The organism is Tritonibacter mobilis (assembly GCF_001681715.1).
Lineage (GTDB): Bacteria > Pseudomonadota > Alphaproteobacteria > Rhodobacterales > Rhodobacteraceae > Epibacterium > Epibacterium mobile.
The window spans coordinates 22955-47029 of the sequence record NZ_LNWY01000018.1 but is presented as its reverse complement, the minus strand read 5'-3'; the positions used below and the strand labels follow the sequence as shown (position 1 = coordinate 47029).

The 24075-nt window shown below is 61.5% G+C and carries 20 protein-coding genes and 3 tRNA genes; 15 read left to right on the top strand and 8 right to left on the bottom strand.

The window, feature by feature from the left end; all coding sequences use genetic code 11:
* The first annotated feature begins 3 nt into the window (after positions 1-3).
* Genes UB90_RS17410 through mraY form a run of 3 tightly spaced genes read left to right on the top strand, consistent with a single transcriptional unit; the run spans position 4 to position 4000 of the window.
* Positions 4-1488, top strand: coding sequence for a UDP-N-acetylmuramoyl-L-alanyl-D-glutamate--2,6-diaminopimelate ligase (locus UB90_RS17410; RefSeq protein WP_065325687.1), 1485 nt, complete (start codon positions 4-6; stop codon positions 1486-1488).
* A complete protein-coding gene (locus UB90_RS17405; RefSeq protein ID WP_009176415.1) occupies positions 1485-2876 on the top strand; it encodes a UDP-N-acetylmuramoyl-tripeptide--D-alanyl-D-alanine ligase in 1392 nt (463 codons plus the stop codon). The genes UB90_RS17410 and UB90_RS17405 overlap by 4 nt, the downstream gene beginning before the upstream one ends.
* A 41-nt stretch (positions 2877-2917) precedes the next feature.
* On the top strand, positions 2918-4000 hold the full coding sequence (mraY, locus tag UB90_RS17400) for a phospho-N-acetylmuramoyl-pentapeptide-transferase (protein WP_005639991.1): 1083 nt from the start codon (positions 2918-2920) through the stop codon (positions 3998-4000).
* A 313-nt stretch (positions 4001-4313) separates the two neighbouring features.
* Here the strand turns inward: mraY and UB90_RS17395 are convergent, their stop codons facing one another.
* A complete protein-coding gene (locus UB90_RS17395) occupies positions 4314-5336 on the bottom strand; it encodes a hypothetical protein (RefSeq protein WP_227512100.1) in 1023 nt (340 codons plus the stop codon).
* A 49-nt stretch (positions 5337-5385) separates the two neighbouring features.
* Positions 5386-6456 carry an Mrp/NBP35 family ATP-binding protein gene (locus tag UB90_RS17390; RefSeq protein ID WP_065325685.1) on the bottom strand — a complete coding sequence of 357 codons (1071 nt, stop codon included), beginning with the start codon at positions 6454-6456 and terminating at the stop codon, positions 5386-5388.
* 320 nt (positions 6457-6776) lie between these two features.
* On the opposite strand from UB90_RS17390, the gene UB90_RS17385 reads away from it, so the two are divergent.
* Entirely contained in the window at positions 6777-6998 is a 222-nt protein-coding gene (locus UB90_RS17385; protein ID WP_005653679.1) for a DUF1127 domain-containing protein, read from the top strand.
* A gap of 516 nt (positions 6999-7514) precedes the next feature.
* Here the strand turns inward: UB90_RS17385 and UB90_RS17380 are convergent.
* Positions 7515-7982: a VOC family protein gene (locus UB90_RS17380; RefSeq protein WP_009176553.1), complete on the bottom strand. Its 468-nt coding sequence runs from the start codon at positions 7980-7982 to the stop codon at positions 7515-7517.
* Positions 7983-8030: 48 nt separating this feature from the next.
* Here UB90_RS17380 and UB90_RS23320 point away from each other — a divergent pair, with 48 nt between their 5' ends.
* Positions 8031-8399, top strand: a complete 369-nt coding sequence (locus UB90_RS23320; protein WP_081285615.1) for a winged helix-turn-helix transcriptional regulator — start codon at positions 8031-8033, stop codon at positions 8397-8399.
* A gap of 269 nt (positions 8400-8668) precedes the next feature.
* On the opposite strand, the gene UB90_RS17370 is transcribed toward UB90_RS23320, so the two are convergent.
* Entirely contained in the window at positions 8669-11104 is a 2436-nt protein-coding gene (locus UB90_RS17370) for an ATP-dependent helicase (RefSeq protein ID WP_065325683.1), read from the bottom strand.
* A gap of 300 nt (positions 11105-11404) precedes the next feature.
* Here UB90_RS17370 and UB90_RS17365 point away from each other — a divergent pair, with 300 nt between their 5' ends.
* Positions 11405-11800 carry a BLUF domain-containing protein gene (locus UB90_RS17365; protein WP_065325682.1) on the top strand — a complete coding sequence of 132 codons (396 nt, stop codon included), beginning with the start codon at positions 11405-11407 and terminating at the stop codon, positions 11798-11800.
* 126 nt (positions 11801-11926) lie between these two features.
* Positions 11927-13087 (top strand): alpha-hydroxy acid oxidase, encoded by a 1161-nt coding sequence (locus tag UB90_RS17360; protein WP_065325681.1) that lies wholly within the window; start codon positions 11927-11929, stop codon positions 13085-13087.
* A 105-nt stretch (positions 13088-13192) separates the two neighbouring features.
* On the opposite strand, the gene UB90_RS17355 is transcribed toward UB90_RS17360, so the two are convergent.
* Positions 13193-13627 carry a BLUF domain-containing protein gene (locus UB90_RS17355; protein ID WP_009176168.1) on the bottom strand — a complete coding sequence of 145 codons (435 nt, stop codon included), beginning with the start codon at positions 13625-13627 and terminating at the stop codon, positions 13193-13195.
* 428 nt (positions 13628-14055) lie between these two features.
* Between UB90_RS17355 and UB90_RS17350 the strand changes: the two genes are divergently transcribed.
* Positions 14056-17496 carry a pyruvate carboxylase gene (locus UB90_RS17350; RefSeq protein WP_065325680.1) on the top strand — a complete coding sequence of 1147 codons (3441 nt, stop codon included), beginning with the start codon at positions 14056-14058 and terminating at the stop codon, positions 17494-17496.
* Positions 17497-17590: 94 nt separating this feature from the next.
* Here the strand turns inward: UB90_RS17350 and UB90_RS17345 are convergent, their stop codons facing one another.
* Positions 17591-18187 carry an outer membrane protein gene (locus UB90_RS17345; protein WP_065325679.1) on the bottom strand — a complete coding sequence of 199 codons (597 nt, stop codon included), beginning with the start codon at positions 18185-18187 and terminating at the stop codon, positions 17591-17593.
* A 319-nt stretch (positions 18188-18506) separates the two neighbouring features.
* Between UB90_RS17345 and UB90_RS17340 the strand changes: the two genes are divergently transcribed.
* The 4 genes from UB90_RS17340 to UB90_RS17325 all read left to right on the top strand — a co-directional run bounded on the left by UB90_RS17340 (position 18507) and on the right by UB90_RS17325 (position 20567).
* Positions 18507-18581, top strand: a tRNA-Gly gene (locus UB90_RS17340).
* A 169-nt stretch (positions 18582-18750) separates the two neighbouring features.
* Positions 18751-18825: transfer RNA gene (locus tag UB90_RS17335), tRNA-Gly, on the top strand.
* A gap of 170 nt (positions 18826-18995) precedes the next feature.
* A tRNA-Gly gene (locus UB90_RS17330) sits at positions 18996-19070 on the top strand.
* Positions 19071-19214: 144 nt separating this feature from the next.
* On the top strand, positions 19215-20567 hold the full coding sequence (locus UB90_RS17325) for an aminotransferase (protein WP_065326120.1): 1353 nt from the start codon (positions 19215-19217) through the stop codon (positions 20565-20567).
* A 148-nt stretch (positions 20568-20715) separates the two neighbouring features.
* Here the strand turns inward: UB90_RS17325 and UB90_RS17320 are convergent, their stop codons facing one another.
* Positions 20716-20955, bottom strand: a complete 240-nt coding sequence (locus tag UB90_RS17320) for an Lrp/AsnC family transcriptional regulator (RefSeq protein WP_005652398.1) — start codon at positions 20953-20955, stop codon at positions 20716-20718.
* Positions 20956-21167: 212 nt separating this feature from the next.
* Between UB90_RS17320 and hisB the strand changes: the two genes are divergently transcribed.
* Complete coding sequence (hisB, locus tag UB90_RS17315; protein ID WP_009176774.1) at positions 21168-21755, top strand: imidazoleglycerol-phosphate dehydratase HisB; 588 nt, start codon at positions 21168-21170, stop codon at positions 21753-21755.
* A gap of 82 nt (positions 21756-21837) precedes the next feature.
* On the opposite strand, the gene UB90_RS17310 is transcribed toward hisB, so the two are convergent.
* On the bottom strand, positions 21838-22470 hold the full coding sequence (locus UB90_RS17310; RefSeq protein ID WP_065326121.1) for a DUF2306 domain-containing protein: 633 nt from the start codon (positions 22468-22470) through the stop codon (positions 21838-21840).
* An 84-nt stretch (positions 22471-22554) separates the two neighbouring features.
* Here UB90_RS17310 and UB90_RS17305 point away from each other — a divergent pair, with 84 nt between their 5' ends.
* Positions 22555-23163, top strand: coding sequence for a TetR/AcrR family transcriptional regulator (locus UB90_RS17305; RefSeq protein ID WP_065326122.1), 609 nt, complete (start codon positions 22555-22557; stop codon positions 23161-23163).
* A 72-nt stretch (positions 23164-23235) separates the two neighbouring features.
* Positions 23236-23874 carry an imidazole glycerol phosphate synthase subunit HisH gene (gene hisH, locus UB90_RS17300; protein WP_065326123.1) on the top strand — a complete coding sequence of 213 codons (639 nt, stop codon included), beginning with the start codon at positions 23236-23238 and terminating at the stop codon, positions 23872-23874.
* The last annotated feature ends 201 nt before the right edge of the window (positions 23875-24075 follow it).

The following is a 24075-nucleotide window of genomic DNA, read 5'->3' as shown; positions in this document are numbered from 1 at the left end:
GCCATGACCGAAAGACCAGCGCTAAAGCTCAGCCAGTTGGGACTGACCGCAAGGGCGGGGATGGACCCGCAAATCACAGGGCTTGCGGTGGACAGCCGCGAGGTGCAGCAGAGCTTTGTTTTTGCGGCCCTTCCCGGCTCTCGGGTGCATGGTGCCAAATTCGTCGATCAGGTGCTCGATCAGGGCGCGGTTGCGATTCTCACTGACACAGCAGGGGCCGAGATCGCAGGCGAAGCAATCGCCCGCGCAGGCGCAGCACTTGTGGTGGCAGAGGACCCGCGTCAGGCGCTTTCGGGGGCAGCGGCCCTGTGGTTCGGCGGGCAACCGCCGGTGATGGCGGCGGTGACGGGCACCAATGGCAAGACCTCGGTGTCGACCTTCCTGCGCATGATCTGGACCGAGTTGGGCCATCAGGCGGTGAACCTTGGCACCACCGGCATTGAGGGCGCATGGTCGCACCCGCTCGCTCATACCACGCCCGAGCCGATCACGCTGCATCGTGCCCTTGCAGCGGCAGCCGAGGCCGGTGTGACCCATGCGGCGATGGAAGCCTCCTCGCATGGGCTGGACCAGCGACGTCTGGACGGCGTGCAACTGTCGGCGGCGGGGTTTACCAACTTCACCCAAGACCATCTGGACTACCACGAGACCTTCGAGGCCTATTTTGCCGCCAAGGCAGGTCTGTTCCGCCGGGTTCTGTCCGAAGATGGCGTGGCCGTTATCAATATGACCGATCCCAAAGGTGCGGAGATGCGCGCCATTGCCGCCGCGCGCGGTCAGGAGATTATCACCGTGGGCCGGGGACTTGGCGATATTGCCCTGATGGGCATGCGGGTTGATGCCACCGGGCAGGACATCCGGTTCACATGGCATGACCGCCCCTTTGCCAAGCGGCTGAACCTCATTGGCGGCTTTCAGGCGGAGAACGTGCTGGTGGCGGCGGGGCTTGCGATTGCCAGCGGCGAAGACCCGGTGCAGGTCTTTGACACCCTCCCCCACCTCAGCACGGTTCGCGGCCGCATGGAACTGGCGGCAACGCGCGAAAACGGTGCTACGGTGTTTGTGGACTATGCCCACACCCCCGATGCGGTTGCGACGGCGATCAAGGCATTGCGCCCGCATGTGCTGGGACGTCTGGTGGCCATCGTCGGCGCAGGTGGGGACCGCGATGCGACCAAGCGCCCGTTGATGGGACAGGCCGCGCATGAAAACGCCGATGCGGTCATCGTCACCGATGACAACCCCCGTTCAGAAGATCCCGCCGCGATCCGCGCTGCCGTGATGGGCGGTGCGCCCGATGCGCTCAATGTCGGCGACCGTGCCGAAGCAATCCTGCGCGGTGTCGACATGCTGGAGCCGGGTGATGCGCTCCTGATCTGCGGCAAGGGCCATGAGAGCGGCCAGACCATCGGCACCGATGTGCTGCCCTTTGACGATGTCGAACAGGCCAGCATGGCCGTCGCCGCACTGGACGGGAGAATGGTATGAGCCTCTGGACCTCTGCAGATGCCGCTGCCGCCACCGGGGGGCGTGCGACCTCCGACTGGGCGGTGGACGGCATCTCGATCGATACCCGCACCCTTGCGCCCGGGGATCTCTTTGTCGCGCTCAAGGCCGCGCGCGATGGGCATGACTTTGTCGCGCAGGCACTGGCCAAGGGCGCAGGCGCCGCACTGGTCTCGCATATCCCCGAGGGCGTCGCCGAAGGTTCACCCCTCTTGGTGGTCGATGACGTACAGGCCGCGCTTGAGGCCTTGGGCCGTGCGGGGCGTGCTCGCACCAAAGCCCGCGTGGTGGCGGTGACAGGATCGGTGGGCAAGACTTCCACCAAGGAGATGCTCGCCGCGATGCTCGCGCCGCAAGGGCGCACCCATGCGGCGGTGGCCAGCTATAACAACCACTGGGGCGTGCCGCTGACACTGGCGCGAATGCCTGCGGATACGGAATTCGCGGTGATCGAGCTCGGCATGAACCACCCCGGCGAGATCGCGCCGCTGTCGCGTCAGGCCCGCCCGCATGTGGCGCTGGTGACGACCGTGGCCGCCGTGCACCTTGAGGCCTTTGAGGATGTGGCCGGGATCGCCCGTGAAAAGGCCGCCATCATTGAAGGGCTGGAGCCGGGCGGTGTTGCCGTGCTGAACGCCGATCTGGACGAAACCCCGGTGCTGCGCGCCGTGGCAGAGGCCGCAGGCATCGAGACCCGCTGGTTTGGCCAGAGCGCCGACGCCTATCGCCTCAAGGACGCAGAGCTCGACGGGGATATCACCCGCGCGCATCTGTCGCTGGCCGGGCGCGACGTCACCGCCGACATTCAATCGCTTGGCACGCATTTTGCCATGAACGCCACCGGCGCGCTGGCATCGGTGTTGGCGCTTGGCGGCGATCTTGATCTGGCGCTGGCCGGGCTGGCGGGATGGTCGCCGGTTAAAGGGCGCGGCGCGCGGTTCACCGTGGATCTGCCCTCGGGGTCGGTGACGGTGCTGGATGATGCCTATAACGCCAACCCGACCTCGATGGCCGCAGCGCTGACGGTGCTGGCTGCCACCCCAGCCACGGGCCGCAGGATCGCCTATCTGGCCGATATGAAAGAGCTTGGCCCGCAAGAGGCCGCGTTGCACGCCGCCCTCGCCGCGCATCCGGCACTGGATCGCATCGATCAGATCCACTGCATCGGCCCCTTGATGAAACACCTCTTTGACGCGCTGCCCGCGACCAAGCGTGGCATATGGGTCGAGACCTCGGCCGAGGCCGCCACCGCCCTGCCCACCCATATCAGCGGCGGCGATGCGGTGCTGGCAAAAGGGTCGCTGTCGATGGCGGTTGCGCGCGTGGTTGACGCGATCCGGGAAATCGGTCAAGGCAACCCACCTTCGTGAATCGTAAAGATAGACCACATTAAAACAGGAACCGCACTGGAATGCTCTATTGGTTGACCGCACTGTCGGACGGGGGGGATTTCTTTAACCTCTTCCGCTACATCACCTTCCGCGCAGGCGGAGCCTTCCTGACCGCGCTGATCTTTGGCTTTGTCTTTGGCAAGCCCCTGATCAATGTGCTGCGCAAGCGGCAAGGCAAGGGCCAGCCGATCCGCAATGACGGCCCGGAGGCGCATCTTGCCAAGGTCGGCACCCCCACTATGGGCGGGCTGCTGATTGTCGGAGCCTTGCTGTTTTCGACCCTCGTCTGGGCGCGCTGGGACAACCCGTTTGTGTGGCTGGTGCTGTTTGTAACACTGTCGTTTGGCCTCATCGGGTTTGCCGATGATTATGCCAAGGTTTCAAAACAAAACACCAAAGGCGTGCCCGGCAAGGTGCGTCTGCTGCTCGGTTTCCTGATTGCAATCGTCGCCGCGCTCTGGGCGAGCTGGAACCACCCGGCGGAGCTGCAAAACCAATTGGCGATGCCGATTTTCAAGGACGTTTTGCTGAACCTTGGCTATCTCTATGTGCCGTTCTGCATCTGCGTGATCGTGGGCGCGGCCAATGCGGTGAACCTGACCGATGGTCTGGACGGGCTGGCCATTATGCCGGTGATGATCGCGGCCGGAACGCTTGGCATCATCGCCTATGCGGTTGGTCGCGTTGACTTTTCCGAATATCTCGACGTGCATTACGTGCCGGGCACCGGTGAAATCCTGATCTTCACCTCTGCGCTCTTTGGCGGGGGGCTTGGGTTCCTGTGGTACAACGCCCCGCCTGCGGCGGTGTTCATGGGCGACACCGGATCGCTGGCCTTGGGTGGCGCGCTGGGGGCGATTGCGATCTCGACCAAACACGAGCTGGTGCTGGCTATTGTCGGCGGTCTTTTTGTGGTCGAAGCGCTGTCGGTGATCATTCAGGTGCTCTACTTCAAACGCACTGGCAAACGGGTGTTTTTGATGGCGCCGATCCATCACCACTATGAGAAAAAAGGCTGGGCGGAGCCGACGATCGTGATCCGCTTCTGGATCATCTCGCTGATCCTCGCGATGATCGGTCTGGCAACGCTGAAGGTGCGCTGAGCCACGCCAAAGGGACGCTTGTGGCCTGAGCCGCAGCGTCTGTTTAACATCTGAGCTATGAAAGCCGCGCGGGGGAAACCTTGGCGCGGCTTCGCTTATTAAAGGATGACGGCGTCGCCATAGGGGCGGAGCATCGACTGACCCCGAAAGGTCAGATCCTGTGAGCCTCAATCGGACCCGCCCTGCACCCAATGAGGGGGTGGTCTCTGGGGGCCGGTCTCCTGTGATATGTCGCGACACCGCCAGCATAGGGCAACGGGGTGAAAACACCCTGAGCAGAGCGTGCGGTGGGGGTGCAACGGCGGAGGACCTGTTACGGGTTTTCTTCTCGTCGCTTGCGCTGAAAAAACGCAACGCGGGACCGGACGCCGCTGTTGGGATCATCTTCAAGTTCCGCGACCAGCGCGTCCAATGTGTGCGCCATCTCGCGATCATGGCGCAAAGCGATCATCCCATCGAGCGCATGTTTGCGCACGATACTGGCGCGATCGGTCACAGCCCTTTGCAACAGCCCGAGGACGTCGGTATCGACCGTGATGTCTCGGCTCTGGAATTGCAGTTCCATACGAGAGCGCCCCGAAGGTTTGTCGATCCAGACCTTTCGGCGCTGAAGCAAAGGCCATCTGGCCTTGCCCGACAATAAGGTCTGAAGAGCCATCGCCCGGATATGCGGTTGGTGGGCTGTGCGAAAGATCCGCTCAAGCTGGGGGTCGACCTTGGGGGTTTTGCACAGTTCCCGAAACACGACCGTGAGGGCCGCGCCCTCGGACTGAATGATATCATCAACTAGGGCGCTGGCCACGTCGTCTCTTTGGGCGAGTGCCGTGATCATTTCTGGCCCCGCCTGCGACCAGCGCCCCCAACTGGCGATCCGTGGGAGGGCCGCCTTCAGGGCCGGGACGATGACGTCTGCAGAGGTCTGAGGCAGTACGCGTGCCAGGGCCTCGTGGGCCGCCTCGCGTACCTCAGGCACCCAATCATTTGTGCGCCAGAACAGGGCGTAGATGCTTGCAGGCGCGGTTAGTGGTGTATCCAGTTGCTGGAGCGCCGCTTCGCGTACATAGCCGTCCTGATGGAATAGAAAGACCTCCGCCAAGCTCGGAATCTGTTCAACTGCTTTAACGTTCTTTTTGCGACGGAGCGTCCGGCTCGCATAATATTGCTCGTCATAGTCCCAATCCGGCGGTGACCACAGGGTGTCGCGTAGGGCGCAGTAAGTCGCCTCGAACTGATCGGGCCGTGACGCCGCTTGGATTATGCGTGTGCCCTCATTGAGCAGGCGTTTGTAACCTTCTACATCTGACGAGCTAAGAGCGCGCGCAGCATCACTGGCCACCAGCCTCGCCCACAATCGCCTTAACACCATCCGCGCCTTTCCTCCCTATTTAGGCCATGCCGCCTTCGACCAGCCCCTTGGCGATGCGCGCGTAGGCCTCGGCCATGACGCCCTCTCCAGCGGCGATAGGCGTGCCGTTGTCGCCTGCCAACCGGGTCTCCAGATCAATCGGCAAGGCCCCAAGGAGCGGCAGGCCCAGGTCCTTGGCTTCGGCCGCAACGCCGCCGTTGCCAAAGATATTATGGGTGCCGCCGCAATCGGGGCAGGTAAAGAACGACATATTCTCGATGAGCCCCAGCACCGGGGTTTTGAGCGTGTTGAACATATCGAGCGCCTTGCGGGCATCCAGAAGGGCGACATCCTGCGGGGTGGAGACCACGATGGCGCCTGACAGCTCGGCCTTGGTGCAGAGCGTGAGTTGCACATCGCCCGTGCCCGGCGGCAGGTCGACGATCAACACATCCAGCTCGCCCCAGTTCACCTGCCCCAGCATCTGCTGCAGCGCCCCCATCAGCATCGGCCCGCGCCAGACCACGGCCTTGCGCTCCTCGACCATAAAGCCAATCGACATCACCGTGACCCCATGGGCATGGAGCGGCTCGATGGTGGTGCCGTCGGGGCTGGCCGGACGGCCAGAGACCCCCATCATGCGCGGCTGGGACGGCCCGTAGATATCAGCGTCCAAGAGCCCGACCTTGCGCCCCTGCCGGGCCAGCGCCACCGCGAGATTGGCGCTGACGGTGGATTTGCCAACGCCGCCTTTGCCCGAGGCCACCGCGAGGATGCGCCCGACGCCCGAGGGTTTCATCGGCGCGGCCTGCGGTTTGGGGTGACCGCCGAGTTTAAGGCTGGGGGCGGCTTTTTGCGGCGCGGGGCCGTGGGCGGTCAGCACCACCGAGACCTCCTCGACGCCGGGCAGTTCTTTCACGCAGGCCTCCGCGGCACGGCGCAGGGTTTCCATCTGGACGGCCATCTCTGGCGAGGGGGCCTCAATCACGAATCTCACCGTACCGCCCTCGATACTGAGGGCGCGCAGCATGTCGCGCGACACCAATGTGCCCCCGCCCGGAAGCGCAAGACGGTCCAATGCGGTGCGAATCTCTTCCTTGGTGACGGACATGGGGGAAACTCCTGTTTTGTGCCAAATTCGGGGCCGTGACAGATATAGGCATGCGGTGTCCGCCTGCCCAAGCGTCAAATTGCCCGCATGGGCGCGCAGGCGACCATTTATTGCCCGTGTATACATCAATCTGAAAGATTGTCGCTCAGCCATTGGGCAAAAGTAGAAAAATATCGTATCTACCCATGCACTTGCTGCATAGCAGAATTGTCCATTCCCCGGATTGTGCATTTGCAGCATTTCATTATCTTAAGGATCAACAGAGACACAGACAGTCAGTCGGGCACACGGTCCGGACGACACATAAGCGAGACGAGACGATGGCAATTCTGAACACGATCCATGCACCCAAATCCTTCACCACCGGCGGTGTGACCGGGATGATTGAGGCTGCTCGTGCCCGCTTTGCGCAATATCGCGTCTATCGCAAGACGCTGAGCGAGCTGGGCGAGCTGAGCAACCGCGAACTGGCGGATCTGGGTCTCAACCGCTCCATGCTGAAGCGCATTGCTCTTGAAGCTGCGTACGGCGAGGTTAAGTAAAGAACAAACGAGATCAGGTCCTTTCTCCTCCTCCCTTAAGGGCCTGTCCTACGCGGTGGCATCCTCCTCCTCCCTGATGCCACCGCACCTAATACCGGCGAGAGCCGGAACCAGATACACCGGGTTTCCTCCTCCCTTTTAACCCGGTGTTTGACAGAACGGCGGTGCCCTCTCCTCCTCCCTGGGCGCCGCCGTTTCCTGTTGTGGGGAGGCAAGTTTCCTAGTGTGCTCTTGTGATGCTGCGCAGGGTCTGACGGGCCTCCCCTTCCAACCCGCATTGCACGCGCGCCATCTCCCCAGAGTTTATTCAGACATCATTCCGTGCCGCACCAGCTGCGTTCTAGCGGCAGATTGTGTTACGCTGCTGGTGGTCATGCAAGCCGACACCTTTAGGCATCCAATGGGCATCGAATTCCATCAAGGCTGAACAGTTTAGCTGACACCTTCCGAATTGCCGCAAGCGGACACATATGCTTAGACGGTTGGGGGCAATGTGGACGAAGCCGACCTTCGCATTCACGCTGACCCCGGCAGATCACTCGGAAAACGAACATGCTGCAGTAGTTCAATCACTTCCCCAGCGGGGCCTTCAAAGATCGCGTTTTGTACGCTCACCTCAGGTTGGCCAAGTCCAAGATTTTCAGGGCCATGCAGATGCGTAGCGCCAACTTCGACGATTCGCGCGCATGCTTTCTCCAAGTCATTTACCGTCAGGCAAATATGCGCGAGTGCGCCCGTCACGATAACTTGGCCAACTTTCGCGCCCCTGCCCTGCATCGGGATACTTGCCTTCAGGTCGAAAATCTCGATCCAGCTTTTAGTGTCGGCCGCTTGCATCATAACGGCACGATCAATCCCATAATCCGGCAGTGTCCACTCATGCACCTGCCGGAAACCCAGTGCTTCGTAGAACGTGATCGAACGCTGCAAATCTGGGGTACGCATGGCAAAATGGTGAAATCCGACAAACAGTTGTTCAGTCATACTCTCATCTCCATATTACGGGAGATCGGTATCCAGCCCTAAGGTCCCATGAACAAGCCTGACAATTTTGACAGAGGGTCTCGTACACCCGCTACGACACAAGAGCGAAATCGCGCGAACCTGCACCAATGGTGTGATCTTGCCGTTGGTATGCAAACCATTCGAGGACAGTGGAAAGCATCTATTCTTATGGCGCTCTCGGAAGCTGAGAGTGATATACCAGCTCTCCAAGGTCGTCTCGCCGTGGCGGACCGAAGGGTGCTTGTCCGAGCGTTGCGCGAACTTGAGGAAGATCGTCTTATTGAACGTTCGGCTGGTGGCACCCGGTACTCCCTGACATCTGACGGAAGCCAGATAATTGAAATTCTGGGGGATATTGCCCGATGGCAGAGGGCTCGCAGCAAAACTGGTACCTGAGTTGACCAGCATTAAGAGCTCTCTACAGACCTTCGCCGCACGCGCCCCAATGTCAGCACTGGCGGTGATTGCTCAGGAATGTCGGTCCTCACTGAACATACCTGTCGATTTCCACTGCACATGGACGATCAGATTGCTGTCGGACAGCGGTCACGACACGGGTCATAATGCGGCTGATTTCACCCGAAAGGTTGGTTGCATCTGGGCTGGGGGATGGCCGGATCGGATCGCCTTAGGCGATTCGACCGCCTCATGTTGCAGTGATGCGTTCAGAACGGGATGTCATCGCTGGCGGAGACAAACCGGGCGACCACTTTTTTGGTGCCCGCTTTTTCGAAATCCACCTCCAGCTTGTCGCCTTCCATGCCGATGATGGCGCCGTAGCCGAATTTCTGATGAAACACCCGTTCGCCAATGGTGAAGCTCGAGGTGGCGGTCAGATCAATAATCTGCGAGTCGCTCTTGCGGGGCTTGGAATAGCCGCGCTCTGCCGTGCGCGCCTGCATGCGTTTCCAGCCGGGCGAATTATACCCATCCGCATTGCTCATCCGCTCTTCGATGGTGGAGCGCACCGGGGGCTCTGCCGCAGAGGGCGCAGCCGCGCCATAGCCGCCACCATAAAGGCCCGGAGGTGTCAGCACCTCCACATGCTCTTCGGGCAGCTCGTCAATGAAACGCGAGGGCAATTGCGACTGCCACTGGCCAAACACCCGCCGGTTGCCCGCAAAGGAGATCGTGCACACCTCCTCGGCGCGGGTGATGCCCACATAGGCCAGGCGGCGTTCCTCTTCGAGGCCCTTGAGGCCGCTTTCATCCATCGAGCGTTGCGACGGAAACAGCCCATCCTCCCAGCCCGGCAGGAACACCGCAGGAAACTCCAGCCCCTTGGCGGCATGCAGCGTCATGATCGACACTTTTTGCTCGGCGTCTTGCTTGTCATTGTCCATCACAAGGCTGACGTGTTCGAGGAACCCTTGCAGATTGTCGAAGTTTTCCAGCGCCTTGACCAGTTCCTTTAGGTTCTCGAGTCGTCCGGGGCTGTCGGGGTTCTTGTCCGCCTGCCACATGGAGGTGTAGCCGCTTTCATCCAAGATGATCTCGGCCAGCTCAACATGCGAGACCTCTGTGCGGGCCTGAAATTCCTCAAAGCTCTGCACGCCCTCAAGAACCGCATCCTCATCACCGTCATTCGGGACCACGGCGCGGGTCATCTGCCCCCAGCGGGCGATGTTTTCCACGAGCCGGCGCAGGGCGGCCCCGCCCTTACCCTTGATGAGACCTTCCTCGACCGCGAGACGCGCGCCTTCAACGAGGGAGACGCCGTTTTCGCGCGCCACCATTTGAATGGTCTGCTGTGCCTTGTCGCCAAGGCCGCGTTTGGGCGTGTTGACGATGCGCTCAAAGGCCAGATCATCCTCGGGCGAGATCACCACGCGGAAATAGGCCATGGCATCGCGGATTTCCAACCGCTCGTAAAAGCGCGGACCGCCAATGACGCGGTAGGGCAGACCAATGGTCAGAAACCGGTCCTCAAAGGCGCGCATCTGATGCGAGGCGCGCACGAGGATGGCCATTTCATTGAGGCCATACTGGCGCATACCACGGGTGCCGCGCTGCATGGCCTCGATTTCCTCGCCAATCCAGCGGGCCTCTTCCTCGCCGTCCCAATGGCCGATCAGGCGGACCTTTTCGCCGCCGTCGGCTTCGGTCCAGAGCTCCTTGCCCAAGCGGCCCTCATTGCCGCGAATAACGCCGGAGGCGGCGGAGAGGATATGTTTGGTAGAGCGGTAGTTCTGCTCCAGCCGGATCACCTTGGCGCCGGAGAAATCCTTTTCAAACCGCAGGATATTGCCCACCTCGGCGCCACGCCAGCCGTAGATCGACTGGTCGTCATCGCCGACGCAGCAAATGTTTTTATGCCCCGAGGCCAAGAGCCGCAGCCAGAGGTATTGGGCGACGTTGGTATCCTGATATTCGTCCACAAGGATGTAGCGGAACCAGCGATGGTATTGCGCCAGAAGGTCCGGGTTGTTCTGGAAAATCTCAACGCAGTGCAGCAGCAGGTCGCCAAAATCGACTGCGTTCAGCTCCTTGAGGCGGGTCTGATACTGATCGTAAAACTCGGTGCCGCGATGATTATAGGCCGCCGCATCCCCTGCGGGCACCTTGGCAGGCGTCAGCGCGCGGTTTTTCCAGTCGTCGATGATGTTTGCCAGCATCCGCGCGGGCCAGCGCTTGTCGTCGATGCCTGCCGCAGAGATGAGCTGTTTCAGCAGGCGGATCTGGTCGTCGGTATCCAGAATGGTAAAGTTGGATTTCAACCCCACCAGTTCCGCGTGACGGCGCAGCAGCTTGACGCAGATCGAGTGGAAGGTGCCGAGCCATGGCATGCCCTCGGCGGGCTGGCCGAGCATGCGACCCACGCGTTCCTTCATTTCGCGGGCGGCCTTGTTGGTGAAGGTCACCGCGAGGATCTCGTTGGTGCGCGCCCTGTTGGTGGTCAACAGATGCACGATCCGGGTGGTCAGCGCCTTGGTCTTGCCAGTGCCCGCGCCCGCCAGCATCAGCACCGGGCCGTCCAGCGTTTCCACCGCCTCGCGTTGGGCCGCGTTGAGGCCGTCCATATAGCGTGTGGAGCCCGCGGCCATGGCGCGGGCGGACAGCGATGCGCCCTCAAAGGCGTCCATTTCGTCAAATGTGCTCATGCGGCGATCCTAACCTGTTTCACAGTGGACGGGAAGAGGTCTGTTCACGCTCCGTTCCGCGCAAATTTCGATACGGCCTGATGGTGCGGCGCCCCCAACTCCGTAAGGCGCATAACAGCACGGGGGTGCGAAATAAAGCGGGGCCATGCTCCGCCATCGCGGCATGCAGATGGTCCAAAGGATAGGTGATCTGAGCCAAAGCAGCGCGCGCTGTTCCCATGCCAGAGGCAAGTGACGGCAAACACTGCCTATACTGAACGTACCACCACAAAGGTGTAAAACAGGCGGAGAACGCACGCCATGCGCAGAATAATGTACCTAAGCCGCGCCAGCAGCACCATGACAGCAGAAAAAGCCGCTGCCATTGTTGAAAAGTCGCGCCGCAAGAACGAAAGCCTCGGCATCACCGGGGTTTTGGCGCTTGAGGACGGGGTGTTTCTGCAAATCCTCGAAGGGCCGGACTTGGCGGTGGCCCAGCGCTTTGAGGCGATCCGCGGAGATTTCCGCCATCAGGCGTTTATTACGCTGTCAGACGGGCCGGTCCAGTCGCGCTGTTATCCGGGCCAGCCGATGCAAATTGTGATACCGGAAGAGTTGCCACAAGATGCGCGGGAGGCGCTGCTGTCGCGTTATGATCTGGCGCCGAAAGCGCCGCCCAAGACCCTGAGGCACCTTCTGCCCTCGTTCACCCAGTGAGCTTTTCCAGTCAACTTATCCAGTGATCGGAGCGCCGCGCGGCCAGTTCTTTTTTGCCAGCCCCCTAAATCCTGTGCCAGATGCGCAACCGCTGGACATGCGCAGCATTCTGGGAACAATGGCCGCATGAATTTGGATCAACGTTTCCCCGGCCTTGATGATCTGCGCGCCAAGGCCCGCGCGCGTCTGCCCCGCTTTGTCTGGGAATATCTCGACAGCGCCACCGGGCGAGAAGCCACGCAGGCGCGCAATCGCCGCTGCCTTGACCGGATCGGGCTGATGCCTGCGATCTTGGGTGGGCCGCAGGAGGTGAACCTGAGTACCACACTCTTTGGCACCAGATTGCCGCGCCCCTTTGGCATTGCGCCGGTGGGGATGTCGGGGCTGATCTGGCCCGACGCCGAAGGTCATCTGGCCCGTCATGCGGCGGCGACCCAGATCCCCTATGGGCTCTCGACAGTGGCGAGCCAAAGCCCCGAGGATCTGGCCCCGCATCTGGGCGAACAGGGCTGGTTTCAGATGTATCCGCCCAAGGATGAGGGCATCCGCAAGGACATGCTGGCCCGCGCCCGCGCGGCCGGATTCAAGGTCTTGGTGCTGACAGTTGATGTGCCGGTGGCCTCGCGCCGGGAACGGCAGGTGCGGTCGGGGCTGACACAACCACCCCGGCTGACCCCGCGCCTGCTGGCACAGGTGGCGATGCGCCCCACATGGGCGCTGGGGATGGCGCGGCAGCATCGCGGCGATGGCGGCATGCCACATATGCGCACGCTGGACAAATACATCGAGGGCGCGGCCTCGGCACTGTCGTCAACCGCGCATATTGGCTATCTGCTGCGCACCGCGCCGGATTGGGACTACCTGCAGTGGCTGCGCGATCATTGGGAGGGGCCGCTGGTGGTTAAGGGCGTTCTGGATGCGCGCGACGCGCCCCGGCTGGAGGCGGCAGGGGTTGATGCGATCTGGATCTCCAACCACGCGGGCCGTCAGTTTGATGCAGCCCCTGCCCCGATCGAGGTGCTGGAAGAGATGCGCGCCGCCACCGGCCTGCCGCTGATCCTTGATAGCGGCATTGAGGGTGGGCTGGATATCCTACGCGCCATGGCGCTGGGGGCGGATTTTGTGATGCTGGGACGGGCGTGGCACTATGCGCTTGCAGCATTGGGGGCCGCGGGACCGGCGCATCTACATGACATCCTGAGCAAGGATCTGAGCGCCAATATGGGACAGCTGGGTATCGGCACGCTGGCAGAGCTGCGCGACCTTAAGCGGCTGCATCTGGACTAAGTGCCAAAAAGTTGAGGCGCGATCCTCGCCCAAGGACCGCGCCTCCCCCGCCTATCCCCCCGGGTCAGACTGGTTGTTATGGGTGTCGCGCTGACGCGCCCGATCTTAGGCCGCCAGCAATTGTTTAAAGCTGGCCAGGAAGTCGCGCACCACTTGGCGCACCGTCAGATCGCGACCGCGCAGGGCGCTGTTGATCGGTAGCAAAGCACGCAACGGGGCGATATTCTCGCCACCCAGTAGCGGCAGTGCCTCGGGTGTCTCATGCACAAAAACCCAGTCTTTAAAGGCGCGCATCTGAATTTCGCGGGCTTGCAGAACCTCGAAATCGCGGTGGCGCGGATCGTCCTGAATTTTCTGGGCGCGGCGGCGGATTGCGGTCTCGTCGCCTTCGAGAATGTGCAGGAACCGGCCCTGATGCGCCACCAGCATGCCAGTTAACCCGGCCTTGCGGTTGTTGCGATGACACGCCCCCGCGATATCCGCGATCTGCTGCGCGGAGAGATCCTGAGAAGCGGTGCTGACAAAAACGAAGCGGTACATCTTTTGGGTTCCTTGGTGTGGTAGAACGAAGACCCTGCTTTGCGGTGGTCGTTGAGGATCGCGTTTTGCTGATCCGGTGCTGTTGATTAAAATTTATCCGAAATTCGCAAGAACAGAAGCACTATCCTAAAGAGTGGTTAACGCGCCAAAAGCTCAGGTTGAAAATGCTGCACTGCAAAAAAATGCGTGCGCTGGAGCCGTGGGGTGGCTACAACATCGCCAGCCCGCCTTCCCAAACGGCTTTCCGTGGCGGCAAAAACCGGGAGGTCCCGGCCAATGTTTCGCATTTCGGCAGCCTCATGCGCCGAAATTCAAGAATAAGGGACGCAAGTGAGCGCAATCATGCCGCAGATACCCAGAACCACGGATGGTCTGCGTGTCATACAGCCGTTACCACTTGCCCAACCTAGCAAGACCTCGGGGGAGAGATGACTGAGTTCAACAAAATCCTGATTGCCAACCGTGGTGAGATCGCCATCCGTGTGATGCGCGCCGCCAACGAGATGGGCAAACGTACCGTTGCTGTCTATGCGGAGGAGGACAAACTGGGCCTGCACCGCTTTAAGGCGGATGAAGCCTACCGCATCGGCGAGGGCCTTGGCCCGGTTGCCGCTTACCTGTCGATCGATGAGATCATTCGCGTCGCCAAGGAATGCGGCGCGGATGCGATCCATCCGGGCTATGGCCTATTGTCGGAAAACCCCGATTTTGTGGATGCCTGCGCGCGCAACGGCATCACCTTTATCGGCCCGAAGGCGGAAACTATGCGCGCCCTTGGCGACAAGGCCAGCGCCCGTCGCGTGGCCGTAGAGGCCGGCGTTCCGGTCATTCCCGCCACCGAGGTGCTGGGCGATGACATGGACGCGATCCGCAAGGAAGCGGCGGAGGTCGGCTATCCCCTGATGCTCAAGGCGAGCTGGGGCGGCGGCGGACGCGGCATGCGCCCGATCCACTCGGAAGACGAGCTGGAAGAGAAGGTTCTGGAAGGTCGCCGCGAGGCCGAAGCCGCATTCGGCAATGGCGAAGGGTATCTCGAAAAGATGATCACCCGCGCCCGTCACGTGGAGGTGCAGATCCTTGGCGACAAACACGGCGAGATCTACCACCTGTTTGAGCGCGACTGTTCTGTGCAGCGCCGCAACCAGAAGGTCGTGGAACGCGCGCCTGCGCCCTATCTGACGGATGCACAACGGACCGAGATCTGCGATCTGGGCCGCAAGATCTGCCAGCATGTGAACTATGAATGTGCGGGCACCGTCGAATTCCTGATGGATATGGAGACGGGCAACTTCTACTTCATCGAGGTGAACCCACGGGTGCAGGTGGAACACACCGTCACCGAAGAAGTCACCGGCATCGACATCGTGCAGGCGCAGATCCTGATTGCCGAGGGCAAGACCCTCGCAGAGGCCACCGGCAAGGCCAGCCAGGGCGATATCACCCTTAACGGGCATGCGCTGCAGACCCGTGTGACCACCGAAGATCCGCTCAACAACTTCATCCCGGACTATGGCCGCATCACCGCCTATCGCTCGGCCACCGGCATGGGCATCCGTCTGGATGGCGGCACCGCCTATGCGGGCGGGGTCATCACGCGCTACTATGACAGCCTGCTGACCAAGGTGACGGCCAAAGCGCCGACACCGGAGAAGGCCATCGCCCGTATGGACCGCGCGCTGCGCGAGTTCCGGGTGCGCGGTGTCAGCACCAACATCGCCTTTGTCGAGAACCTACTGAAGCATCCGACCTTCCTGTCGAATGAATACACCACCAAGTTCATCGACGAGACGCCGGAGCTGTTCCAGTTCGCCAAGCGCCGCGACCGGGGCACCAAGGTGCTGACCTATATCGCGGATATCTCCGTCAACGGTCACCCGGAAACCGAGGGCCGCGCCGCGCCGCATCCCGACCTGAAGGAGCCGCGCGCCCCCAAGGTCGACAAGGGCAACCTGCCCTATGGCACCCGTAACCTATTGGAACAAAAGGGTGCCAAGGCGGTCGCGGACTGGATGAAGGCGCAGCGACACCTGCTGCTCACCGACACCACCATGCGCGACGGGCACCAGTCCCTGCTGGCCACCCGCATGCGCAGCCATGACATGATCAAGGTCGCGCCGGCCTATGCGCAGAACCTCAGCCAGCTGTTCTCGGTCGAGTGCTGGGGCGGGGCGACGTTCGATGTGGCCTATCGCTTCTTGCAGGAATGCCCGTGGCAACGTCTGCGCGACCTGCGCGAGGCAATGCCAAACCTGATGACGCAGATGCTGCTGCGCGCCTCCAACGGGGTGGGTTACACCAACTATCCCGACAATGTGGTGCAGTTCTTTGTGAAAGAAGCGGCCAAGGGTATCGACGTCTTCCGCGTGTTTGACAGCCTCAATTGGGTCGAGAACATGCGCGTTGCCATGGATGCGGTGGTCGAGAGCGGCAAGATCTGCGAAGGCACCATATGCTACACCGGCGATATCCTCGACCCAGAGCGCGCCAAATATGACGTGAAATACTACGTCGGCATGGCTAAGGAGCTGGAAGCGGCGGGCGCGCATGTGCTGGGCCTCAAGGACATGGCGGGTCTGCTGAAACCGGCCTCTGCCAAGCTGCTGATCAAGGCGCTGAAGGAAGAGGTCGGCCTGCCGATCCATTTCCACACCCATGACACCTCTGGCATTGCGGGCGCGACCATTCTGGCGGCGGCGGATGCGGGCGTTGATGCCGTGGACGCGGCGATGGATGCCTTCTCTGGCGGCACCTCGCAGCCCTGTCTGGGGTCCATCGTGGAGGCGCTGAAGAACACCGACCGCGACACCGGTCTGGACATCGGCAACATCCGCGAAATCTCGGAATACTGGGAAAACGTGCGCGCGCAATATGCGGCGTTCGAGAGCGGCCTGATGGCCCCGGCCTCCGAGGTCTATCTGCACGAGATGCCCGGCGGCCAGTTCACCAACCTCAAGGCACAGGCGCGGTCCTTGGGTCTGGAGGAGCGCTGGCACGAGGTCGCCCAGACCTATGCGGATGTGAACCAGATGTTCGGCGATATCGTGAAGGTGACGCCTTCCTCCAAGGTGGTTGGCGACATGGCGCTGATGATGGTCTCTCAGGGCCTGACCCGCGCGCAGGTCGAGGACCCGAAATCCGACGTCTCCTTCCCCGACTCGGTGGTGGACATGATGCGCGGCAACCTCGGCCAGCCTCCGGGCGGCTTCCCCGAAGGCATCGTCAAGAAGGTGCTGAAGGGCGAGGCCCCCAATCTGGAACGCCCCGGCGCGCATCTGGAGCCTGTCGACATTGAAAGCACCCGCGCGGCGCTGTCCAAAGAGCTCGAAGGCTTCAAGGTCGATGACGAGGATCTGAACGGCTATCTGATGTATCCCAAGGTGTTCCTGGATTACATGGGTCGCCACCGCCAGTACGGCCCGGTGCGGTCCTTGCCGACACGGACGTTCTTTTACGGCATGGAGCCGGGTGACGAGATCACCGCCGAGATCGATCCAGGCAAGACGCTGGAAATCCGCCTGCAAGCCATCGGCGAGACCGATGAACAGGGCGAGGTCAAAGTGTTCTTTGAACTGAACGGCCAGCCGCGTGTCATCCGGGTGCCCAACCGTCTGGTGAAATCCTCCACCGCGCAGCGCCCCAAGGCTGAGGTCGGCAATGCCAACCACATCGGCGCGCCGATGCCCGGTGTCGTGGCCTCCATTGGGGTGCAGGTGGGCCAGCAGGTGCATGAGGGCGACCTTCTGCTGACCATCGAGGCGATGAAGATGGAAACCGGCCTGCATGCCGAGCGCGACGCGGTGGTGAAGGCCGTGCACGTCCAGCCCGGCGGCCAGATCGACGCCAAGGACCTGCTGGTCGAACTGGAGTAAACCAGCGCGTCCACATCCAGACGCAGACCACTGATACAGAATGCAAAGAGGGGCGGCCAAAGACCGCCCCTCTTCTTTTAAGCGCGTGTACCGATCAGAACCGGTAGGAGGCGCGCAATTGTACTTTGTCCGTATCAAGATCTGCGCCCGCGACGCCGCCTGCATCGCTAAAGTCGCTCTTGGTGTATTCAAGACCCACGCTGAACCGCTCGCTGACGAGGTATTCCGCGCCCACACCATAGGTGAACCCGTTCTCAGAGATATCTGCGCCACCCGAGGCAAGCGACAGATGCGACACGCCTGCGGTCACGTAGGGCATGAACCGTCCCAGATCCATACCGGCGCGGGCGCGCAGCGAGGTCAAATCGCCATCACCGCCATTGTCGCCGCTGATGTCGTTATACATCAACTCACCGCCGAGCACGTAGCGGCCGAAGTCGTGGTTATACCCGCCGTGCACACCAAAGGCGTCGAAATCCTCAGATGCAGAGGCACCGCCCAGCGACAGATCCGCCTCGCCCTGACCATATTGCAGACCGCCGTAAAAGCCGGTCCAGTCAGTGTCCGGTGCAGCGGTTACCACAGGTGCGGGCGGGGTCGGCATGGGTTCGACGACCGGTTCTTCCAGATTGCCCGCCACAGCAGCGGAGGCCGAGATCGACAGGGTAGATGCTAGAATGATGCGCTTCATGATGTTGTCTCCATTTTATTGCAGCCTTTCGCTGTGTGCAGAACATGGTCTGTTGCCGGACGAGGACAACCACTGCGCCCGTTCTTCCTGACCCCAAGCGCAAAGCCGGTAAAAAATTGCCGCTTCCCCAGATCTGCCTGTGCATATTCCTGCCGTTCACGCAGCTGTGTACGCATCCCTATGGAACCTTTTGGCCCGCCGTTTATCGCCCGCCGCATTCCGGCAAACCGCCGTGGGATACGCTGAAATTGCCCCACCCCGCATTTTCCGCTTGCAGCCTGTGACAAGATTTCCTAAATCCCGCTCACTGAATGGCAGCGCGGGCGTAGCTCAGGGGTAGAGCATAACCTTGCCAAGGTTAGGGTCGGGCGTTCGAATCGCCTCGCCCGCTCCATTCGGAACCGAAAAGGCCGCATCATCCGATGCGGCCTTTCGCTTTTCCCTCTGGCCGCCTGCGCTCCGCACCAAGACCCAAAGGCGTGCCAATAAATTCACCCAATTCTCAATTTTTCTCTTGCAGCCTTTGACGGGATTGCCTAAATCACGCCTCACCGAATGGCAGCGCGGGCGTAGCTCAGGGGTAGAGCATAACCTTGCCAAGGTTAGGGTCGGGCGTTCGAATCGCCTCGCCCGCTCCATTCGAAATCGAAAAGACCGCATCTTCGGATGTGGCCTTTCGCTTTTCTGGCTTCTCATCCCGCCCCCCCCCCGCCCCTGACGACACACAGAAGTTTTTGCCGTGATGCGCAAATTTTCCGCTTGCAGCCACTGGCGGGATTGCCTAAACCCCGCCTCACCAAATGGCAGCGCGGGCGTAGCTCAGGGGTAGAGCATAACCTTGCCAAGGTTAGGGTCGGGCGTTCGAATCGCCTCGCCCGCTCCATTTGGAACCGAAAAAGCCGCATCATAAGATGCGGCTTTTCGCTTTTCAGAACAGGCGCTTGTGATTTTTGATCAAAATCCTTTGACTGGCTCTCAAATGCGCGCCAATCCTTATTCCAACCTGTGACAGCAAAGGATTGGCCAGATGGCGAGCGTGATCTACCCGACGACGAATTTCACCGCGACGGAGCAGCTCTGCATCACCCATGGTGAGGGGATCTACGTCTATGATGACACCGGCAAGGAATACATCGAAGGGCTCGCGGGCCTGTGGTGTACCTCGCTGGGCTATTCCAACACCGAGGTGGTGGAGGCGATCACCGAACAGCTGAACCGCCTGCCCTTCCAGCACACATTCGGCGGCAAGACCCACGCGCCGGTGATGCAACTGGCCGAGAAGCTCAAGGCGATGGTGCCGGTGGAGGATGCCTATTTCTTCTTTGGCAACTCCGGCTCGGACGCCAATGACAGCCACTACAAGATGCTGCGCTATTACTTCAATGCGATCGGCAAGCCGCAAAAGCGCAAGATCATCACCCGCGAGCGCGGCTATCACGGCGTGACGGTGGCGGCGGGATCGCTGACCTCCCTGCCCGCCAACCTCGCCCATTTCGACGCGCCCCTTGAGGCACTGTCGATCCTGCGCGCCGATGCGCCGCATTACTACACCGGTCGTCAGGGCAATGAGACCGAGGCGCAGTTTGTCGAACGCATCCTGCAAAACCTTGAAGACCAGATCCTCGCCGAGGACCCAGAGACCATCGCCGCGATGATCGTAGAGCCGATCACCGGCGCCTCCGGCGTGATCGTCCCCCCCGAAGGCTACTACGAGGGACTGCAGGCGCTCTTGCGCAAACATGACATCCTGATCTGGGCGGATGAGGTCATCTGTGGCTTTGGTCGCACAGGCGCCGATTTCGGCTGCACCACCATGGGGATCAAACCGGATCTGATGACCTTCGCCAAGCAGCTGTCCTCGGCCTATTTCCCGATCTCCGCCTCGGTCATTCCCGGCTGGATGTATAAGGCGATGGTGGATCAAACCAATGAGGTCGGCGTCTTTGGCCACGGCTATACCTACTCCGGCCACCCCGCCGCCTGTGCCGCCGCCCTAAAAACGCTGGAGATATATGAGCGCGACAAGATCTTTGACCATGCCGCCGAGGTGGGCGCTTACATGCAAGCGCAACTGCGCGAGATCTTCACTGATCACCCGCTGGTGGGTGAGGTGCGCGGCAAAGGGCTAATCGCGGCGCTCGAACTGGTCTCCAACAAGACCACCGGCGCAACGATTGCTGGCGGCAAAGGCGGTGCTGCGGCAGTCAAAGCCTGCCAGGACGCAGGCCTGATCCTGCGCGCCGTGGCCGGAAACGCGCTGGCCTTCTGCCCGCCGCTGATCATCACCAAGGCTGAGGTGGACGAGATGCTCAAACGCACCAAGGCCGGCGTCGACACCGCCTACGAGGCCTTAAAATCCGAAGGCCTCCTGAACAGCTGACCTAAAACAAAAGGCGCCCCGACCAAAACGGGCGCCTTTCCTCTTCTAACTCTAAATATCCCGGAGCGCGAGGCAGCGCCTCGCAACAGGCTTTTCCCACAAGGAAAAGCGCAACCCGCGCGCCGCAAGGCGCTCCTTTTGGTAATCCTCAGAAGACCTTGAACGTCATCGTCGTCAGCGACCGCTCGATATTGGGGATCTGCAACAGGTGGTCGTTGATATATTTGCCCACATCCTCGCCCGATGGGATGTAGAGCTTCATCAGCAGATCATACTCCCCACTGGTGGAATAAAGTTCCGAGTGGATCTCATGCAGCGCAATATCCTCGGCCACCTTATAGGTGGTGCCGGGTTTGCAGCGGATCTGGATAAAGACGCAGGTGGACATTTCTCGCCTCAGCTTCTGTCAGGTCTGGTTGCCAGGCAACCTCGCACGCAGCGGCGCAAAGGGCAATCCCGCCGCTGTGCCGCCGTGTGATCGCTCCTCCGCCACAAAGAAAGTACAGAGAGATCACAAGCGCCGCGCAATCCGCGCGATCCCCCTTGAGCCTGCGCCGCCCCGCACCCTATAAGCCTAGGCGACAGATTGAGGATTTCACCATGCGCACAGCCCAGGTTTCCCGCTCCACCGCCGAGACGGAGATCTCCGTTTCCGTCAACCTCGACGGCAGCGGCACATATGACAATCAGACCGGCGTTGGCTTTTTCGACCACATGCTGGACCAGCTGTCGCGCCACTCGCTGATCGATATGACCATCCGCGCCAAGGGTGATTATCACATCGACGACCACCACACGGTCGAGGACACCGGTATCGCGCTCGGGCAAGCGCTGGTGCAGGCGCTTGGCGACAAAAAAGGCATCAACCGCTACGGCGAGTGTCACTTGCCGATGGATGACGCACAGGTGCGTGCCGCGCTGGACCTTTCGGCCCGACCTTTCCTTGTGTGGAATGTGGAGCTGCCGACCCAGAAGATCGGCACTTTTGACACCGAACTGGTGCGCGAGTTCTTTCAGGCGCTTGCGACCCATGGCGGCATCACCCTGCACATCGACCAGATCCATGGGGTGAACAGCCACCACATCGCCGAGGCCGCGTTCAAGGCCGTGGCCCGCGCGCTGCGCACCGCCGTTGAGGTCGACCCACGCAAGGCCGACGCCGTGCCCTCCACCAAAGGCGCGCTCTGAGCCTTCTTAGGGTGTTTTCTGACGCTAAGGCCCGGCACAGCCCGGGCCTTTTCTTTTTTAAATACATGCGTTGGTGTAGCGCTTAGCCCGCAGACACGGCCCCGCGCGCCTCCCGACGCAGCAGCCACTCTACCGCTAAGAGATTTGGCACCCAGCAAATCCATGCGATCACGGGATAGCTCGCCTCAAACCCCACAGTCATCATGCCGATGGGCAGATAGAGCCGCAGTGTCACAGCTGCCAGCGTCAGGGCGGCAGAACGGATCATCCAGGCCCTGTGCTGAGCGAACCTGCGTTGCAGGGCGGCGATCACCGCCATCGCCGTTGTTGCCAGCCAGGCCACCGCCAGCAGCGCAAAACCAAACCCCGCCACCACGCCTTCGGCCGTGGTATACGCCAGCCACAGGCTGGCAAGTCCGGACATCAAAACGCACAATGCATAGAGCCGCCCGCCCCATCGGTGCAGGCCCGGACGTCTACCGCGCAAGCGATGCGAAAACTGCACCGGCAGCAGCGCCAGAGCCACCGGCGCCAGCCCTATATGCAGGTAAAGCACCACCGGATGCGCCAGCAGGTGATGCACCATCGCCGGCATCACCAGTGACATCTCCGCCACGAGAAACCGCAGGGATCCCAATGCAATCAGGATTGACAGCACCCAGAGTGTGCCAAGCCCCCATGCGAGGCGGCGCTTGGTCCAGAAGTGACATGTCATGCGGTGGCTCCTTTACGGTCAACTTGACACTGTAAAGTAGAGATCGAACTTGACACCGTCAAGTTCCGCATCGATCCTGCCTTTATGACGGCCTCACCTCCCTCTTCCCACTCCCGGCAACGGGACCTGCGCAACACCTTGGTGCGCGCCGGGATCGACCTCTTGGAAGAGGGCGGGATAGAGGCGCTGACTTTGCGCAAATGCGCCGCGCGGGCCGGTGTCTCCCATGCCGCTCCGGCGCATCATTTCGACGGGCTTGCGGGGCTGAAGGCGGCGATTGCGGCTGAAGGGTTCCGGATCTTTTCCAACTACATGCGCGAGGCGCGCGCGCAGGGCGACCAAAGCCCGCGCGGGCAACTCAAGTCGATTTGCCGAGGATATCTGCAGTTTGGCGTCGATCATGGCGGCATCCTGCGGGTGATCTTTGGCGACCGGGGGCTGGCGGGGCTGGTGCCCGGCGGCGCGCGCGAAGACGCAGACGCCTATCAGATCCTGCGCGAGGTCTGCGCGCCCTTTGTCCCCGAGGGCACCGCTGCGCGGGTGATCGAGCTGCAGGTCTGGTCGCTGATCCACGGCTTCACCATGCTGAGCCTCGCGGGCGAATTCGGCGCGCCGGGTGGGCCGCTGGAGGACGGGCTGTTTGACCAGATCCTCGGCTTGTTGAATGCGCTGGGCACATCGGGCAGCACCTGATCCCCTGCGCCTCTTGACCCTCGCGCGGTTTCCCGCCACTTCAGGGGCGCATGACAATGAGGACGTCTTCCTATGCTGACCGCCATCATCGACTATGAATCCGGCAACCTGCACTCCGCCGAAAAAGCGTTTCAGCGCATGGCGGCTGAAGTCGGCGCTGGCGAGGTTGTGGTGACATCCGACGCCGATGTGGTCGCCCGCGCCGACCGGCTGGTGCTGCCGGGCGACGGTGCCTTTCCCGCCTGCGCGGCAGAATTGCGCGGCCACAAAGGCATTTATGACGCCATGGTTGAGGCCGTAGAGGTCAAGGGCCGCCCCTTCCTTGGGATTTGTGTCGGCATGCAGTTGATGGCCACGACGGGTCACGAATATTCCGAGACGCCGGGCCTTGGCTGGGTGGGCGGAGACGTGGTGAAGATCACGCCTGCGGATAGGAACCTGAAGGTGCCGCATATGGGCTGGAACGATCTGGTGATCGACAACCCGCACCCGGTGTTTGATGGCATCTCGACGGGCGATCACTGCTATTTCGTACACAGCTATCACTTCCGTGTCACCAATCCGGCTGAACGGCTGGCGCATGTGGATTACGCCGGGGATGTCACAGCAGTGATCGGGCGCGACACCATGCTCGGAATGCAGTTCCACCCGGAAAAAAGCCAGCATGTCGGGCTCAGGATGATCGGCAACTTCCTCACCTGGACCCCCTGACACCCCGCTCTGATCTGGACGCCTGCCGCCCGAAAGGGCGGCGCGCGCAAGGGGCCCTTGGCCGCTTGCGCGCCACCGGCAGGCCCGCGCGCCCGCCCCATCGAGGGGCGGGCGCGCGGCGTTTGACCATCACACTCAACAGATGTCAGAACACGCAACACTGGCCATGCCCATACGGCGTGGCGCAGCTGGGCCAAACGC

Bases quoted from the DNA above. Each gene is read 5' to 3' on its own strand.
- UB90_RS17410 (WP_065325687.1), top strand. From the start codon at position 4: ATGACCGAAAGACCAGCGCTAAAGCTCAGCCAGTTGGGACTGACCGCA.
- UB90_RS17405 (WP_009176415.1), top strand. From the start codon at position 1,485: ATGAGCCTCTGGACCTCTGCAGATGCCGCTGCCGCCACCGGGGGGCGT.
- mraY (WP_005639991.1), top strand. From the start codon at position 2,918: ATGCTCTATTGGTTGACCGCACTGTCGGACGGGGGGGATTTCTTTAAC.
- UB90_RS17390 (WP_065325685.1), bottom strand. From the start codon at position 6,456: ATGTCCGTCACCAAGGAAGAGATTCGCACCGCATTGGACCGTCTTGCG.
- UB90_RS17385 (WP_005653679.1), top strand. From the start codon at position 6,777: ATGGCAATTCTGAACACGATCCATGCACCCAAATCCTTCACCACCGGC.
- UB90_RS17380 (WP_009176553.1), bottom strand. From the start codon at position 7,982: ATGACTGAACAACTGTTTGTCGGATTTCACCATTTTGCCATGCGTACC.
- UB90_RS23320 (WP_081285615.1), top strand. From the start codon at position 8,031: ATGAACAAGCCTGACAATTTTGACAGAGGGTCTCGTACACCCGCTACG.
- UB90_RS17370 (WP_065325683.1), bottom strand. From the start codon at position 11,104: ATGAGCACATTTGACGAAATGGACGCCTTTGAGGGCGCATCGCTGTCC.
- UB90_RS17365 (WP_065325682.1), top strand. From the start codon at position 11,405: ATGCGCAGAATAATGTACCTAAGCCGCGCCAGCAGCACCATGACAGCA.
- UB90_RS17360 (WP_065325681.1), top strand. From the start codon at position 11,927: ATGAATTTGGATCAACGTTTCCCCGGCCTTGATGATCTGCGCGCCAAG.
- UB90_RS17355 (WP_009176168.1), bottom strand. From the start codon at position 13,627: ATGTACCGCTTCGTTTTTGTCAGCACCGCTTCTCAGGATCTCTCCGCG.
- UB90_RS17350 (WP_065325680.1), top strand. From the start codon at position 14,056: ATGACTGAGTTCAACAAAATCCTGATTGCCAACCGTGGTGAGATCGCC.
- UB90_RS17345 (WP_065325679.1), bottom strand. From the start codon at position 18,187: ATGAAGCGCATCATTCTAGCATCTACCCTGTCGATCTCGGCCTCCGCT.
- UB90_RS17325 (WP_065326120.1), top strand. From the start codon at position 19,215: ATGGCGAGCGTGATCTACCCGACGACGAATTTCACCGCGACGGAGCAG.
- UB90_RS17320 (WP_005652398.1), bottom strand. From the start codon at position 20,955: ATGTCCACCTGCGTCTTTATCCAGATCCGCTGCAAACCCGGCACCACC.
- hisB (WP_009176774.1), top strand. From the start codon at position 21,168: ATGCGCACAGCCCAGGTTTCCCGCTCCACCGCCGAGACGGAGATCTCC.
- UB90_RS17310 (WP_065326121.1), bottom strand. From the start codon at position 22,470: ATGACATGTCACTTCTGGACCAAGCGCCGCCTCGCATGGGGGCTTGGC.
- UB90_RS17305 (WP_065326122.1), top strand. From the start codon at position 22,555: ATGACGGCCTCACCTCCCTCTTCCCACTCCCGGCAACGGGACCTGCGC.
- hisH (WP_065326123.1), top strand. From the start codon at position 23,236: ATGCTGACCGCCATCATCGACTATGAATCCGGCAACCTGCACTCCGCC.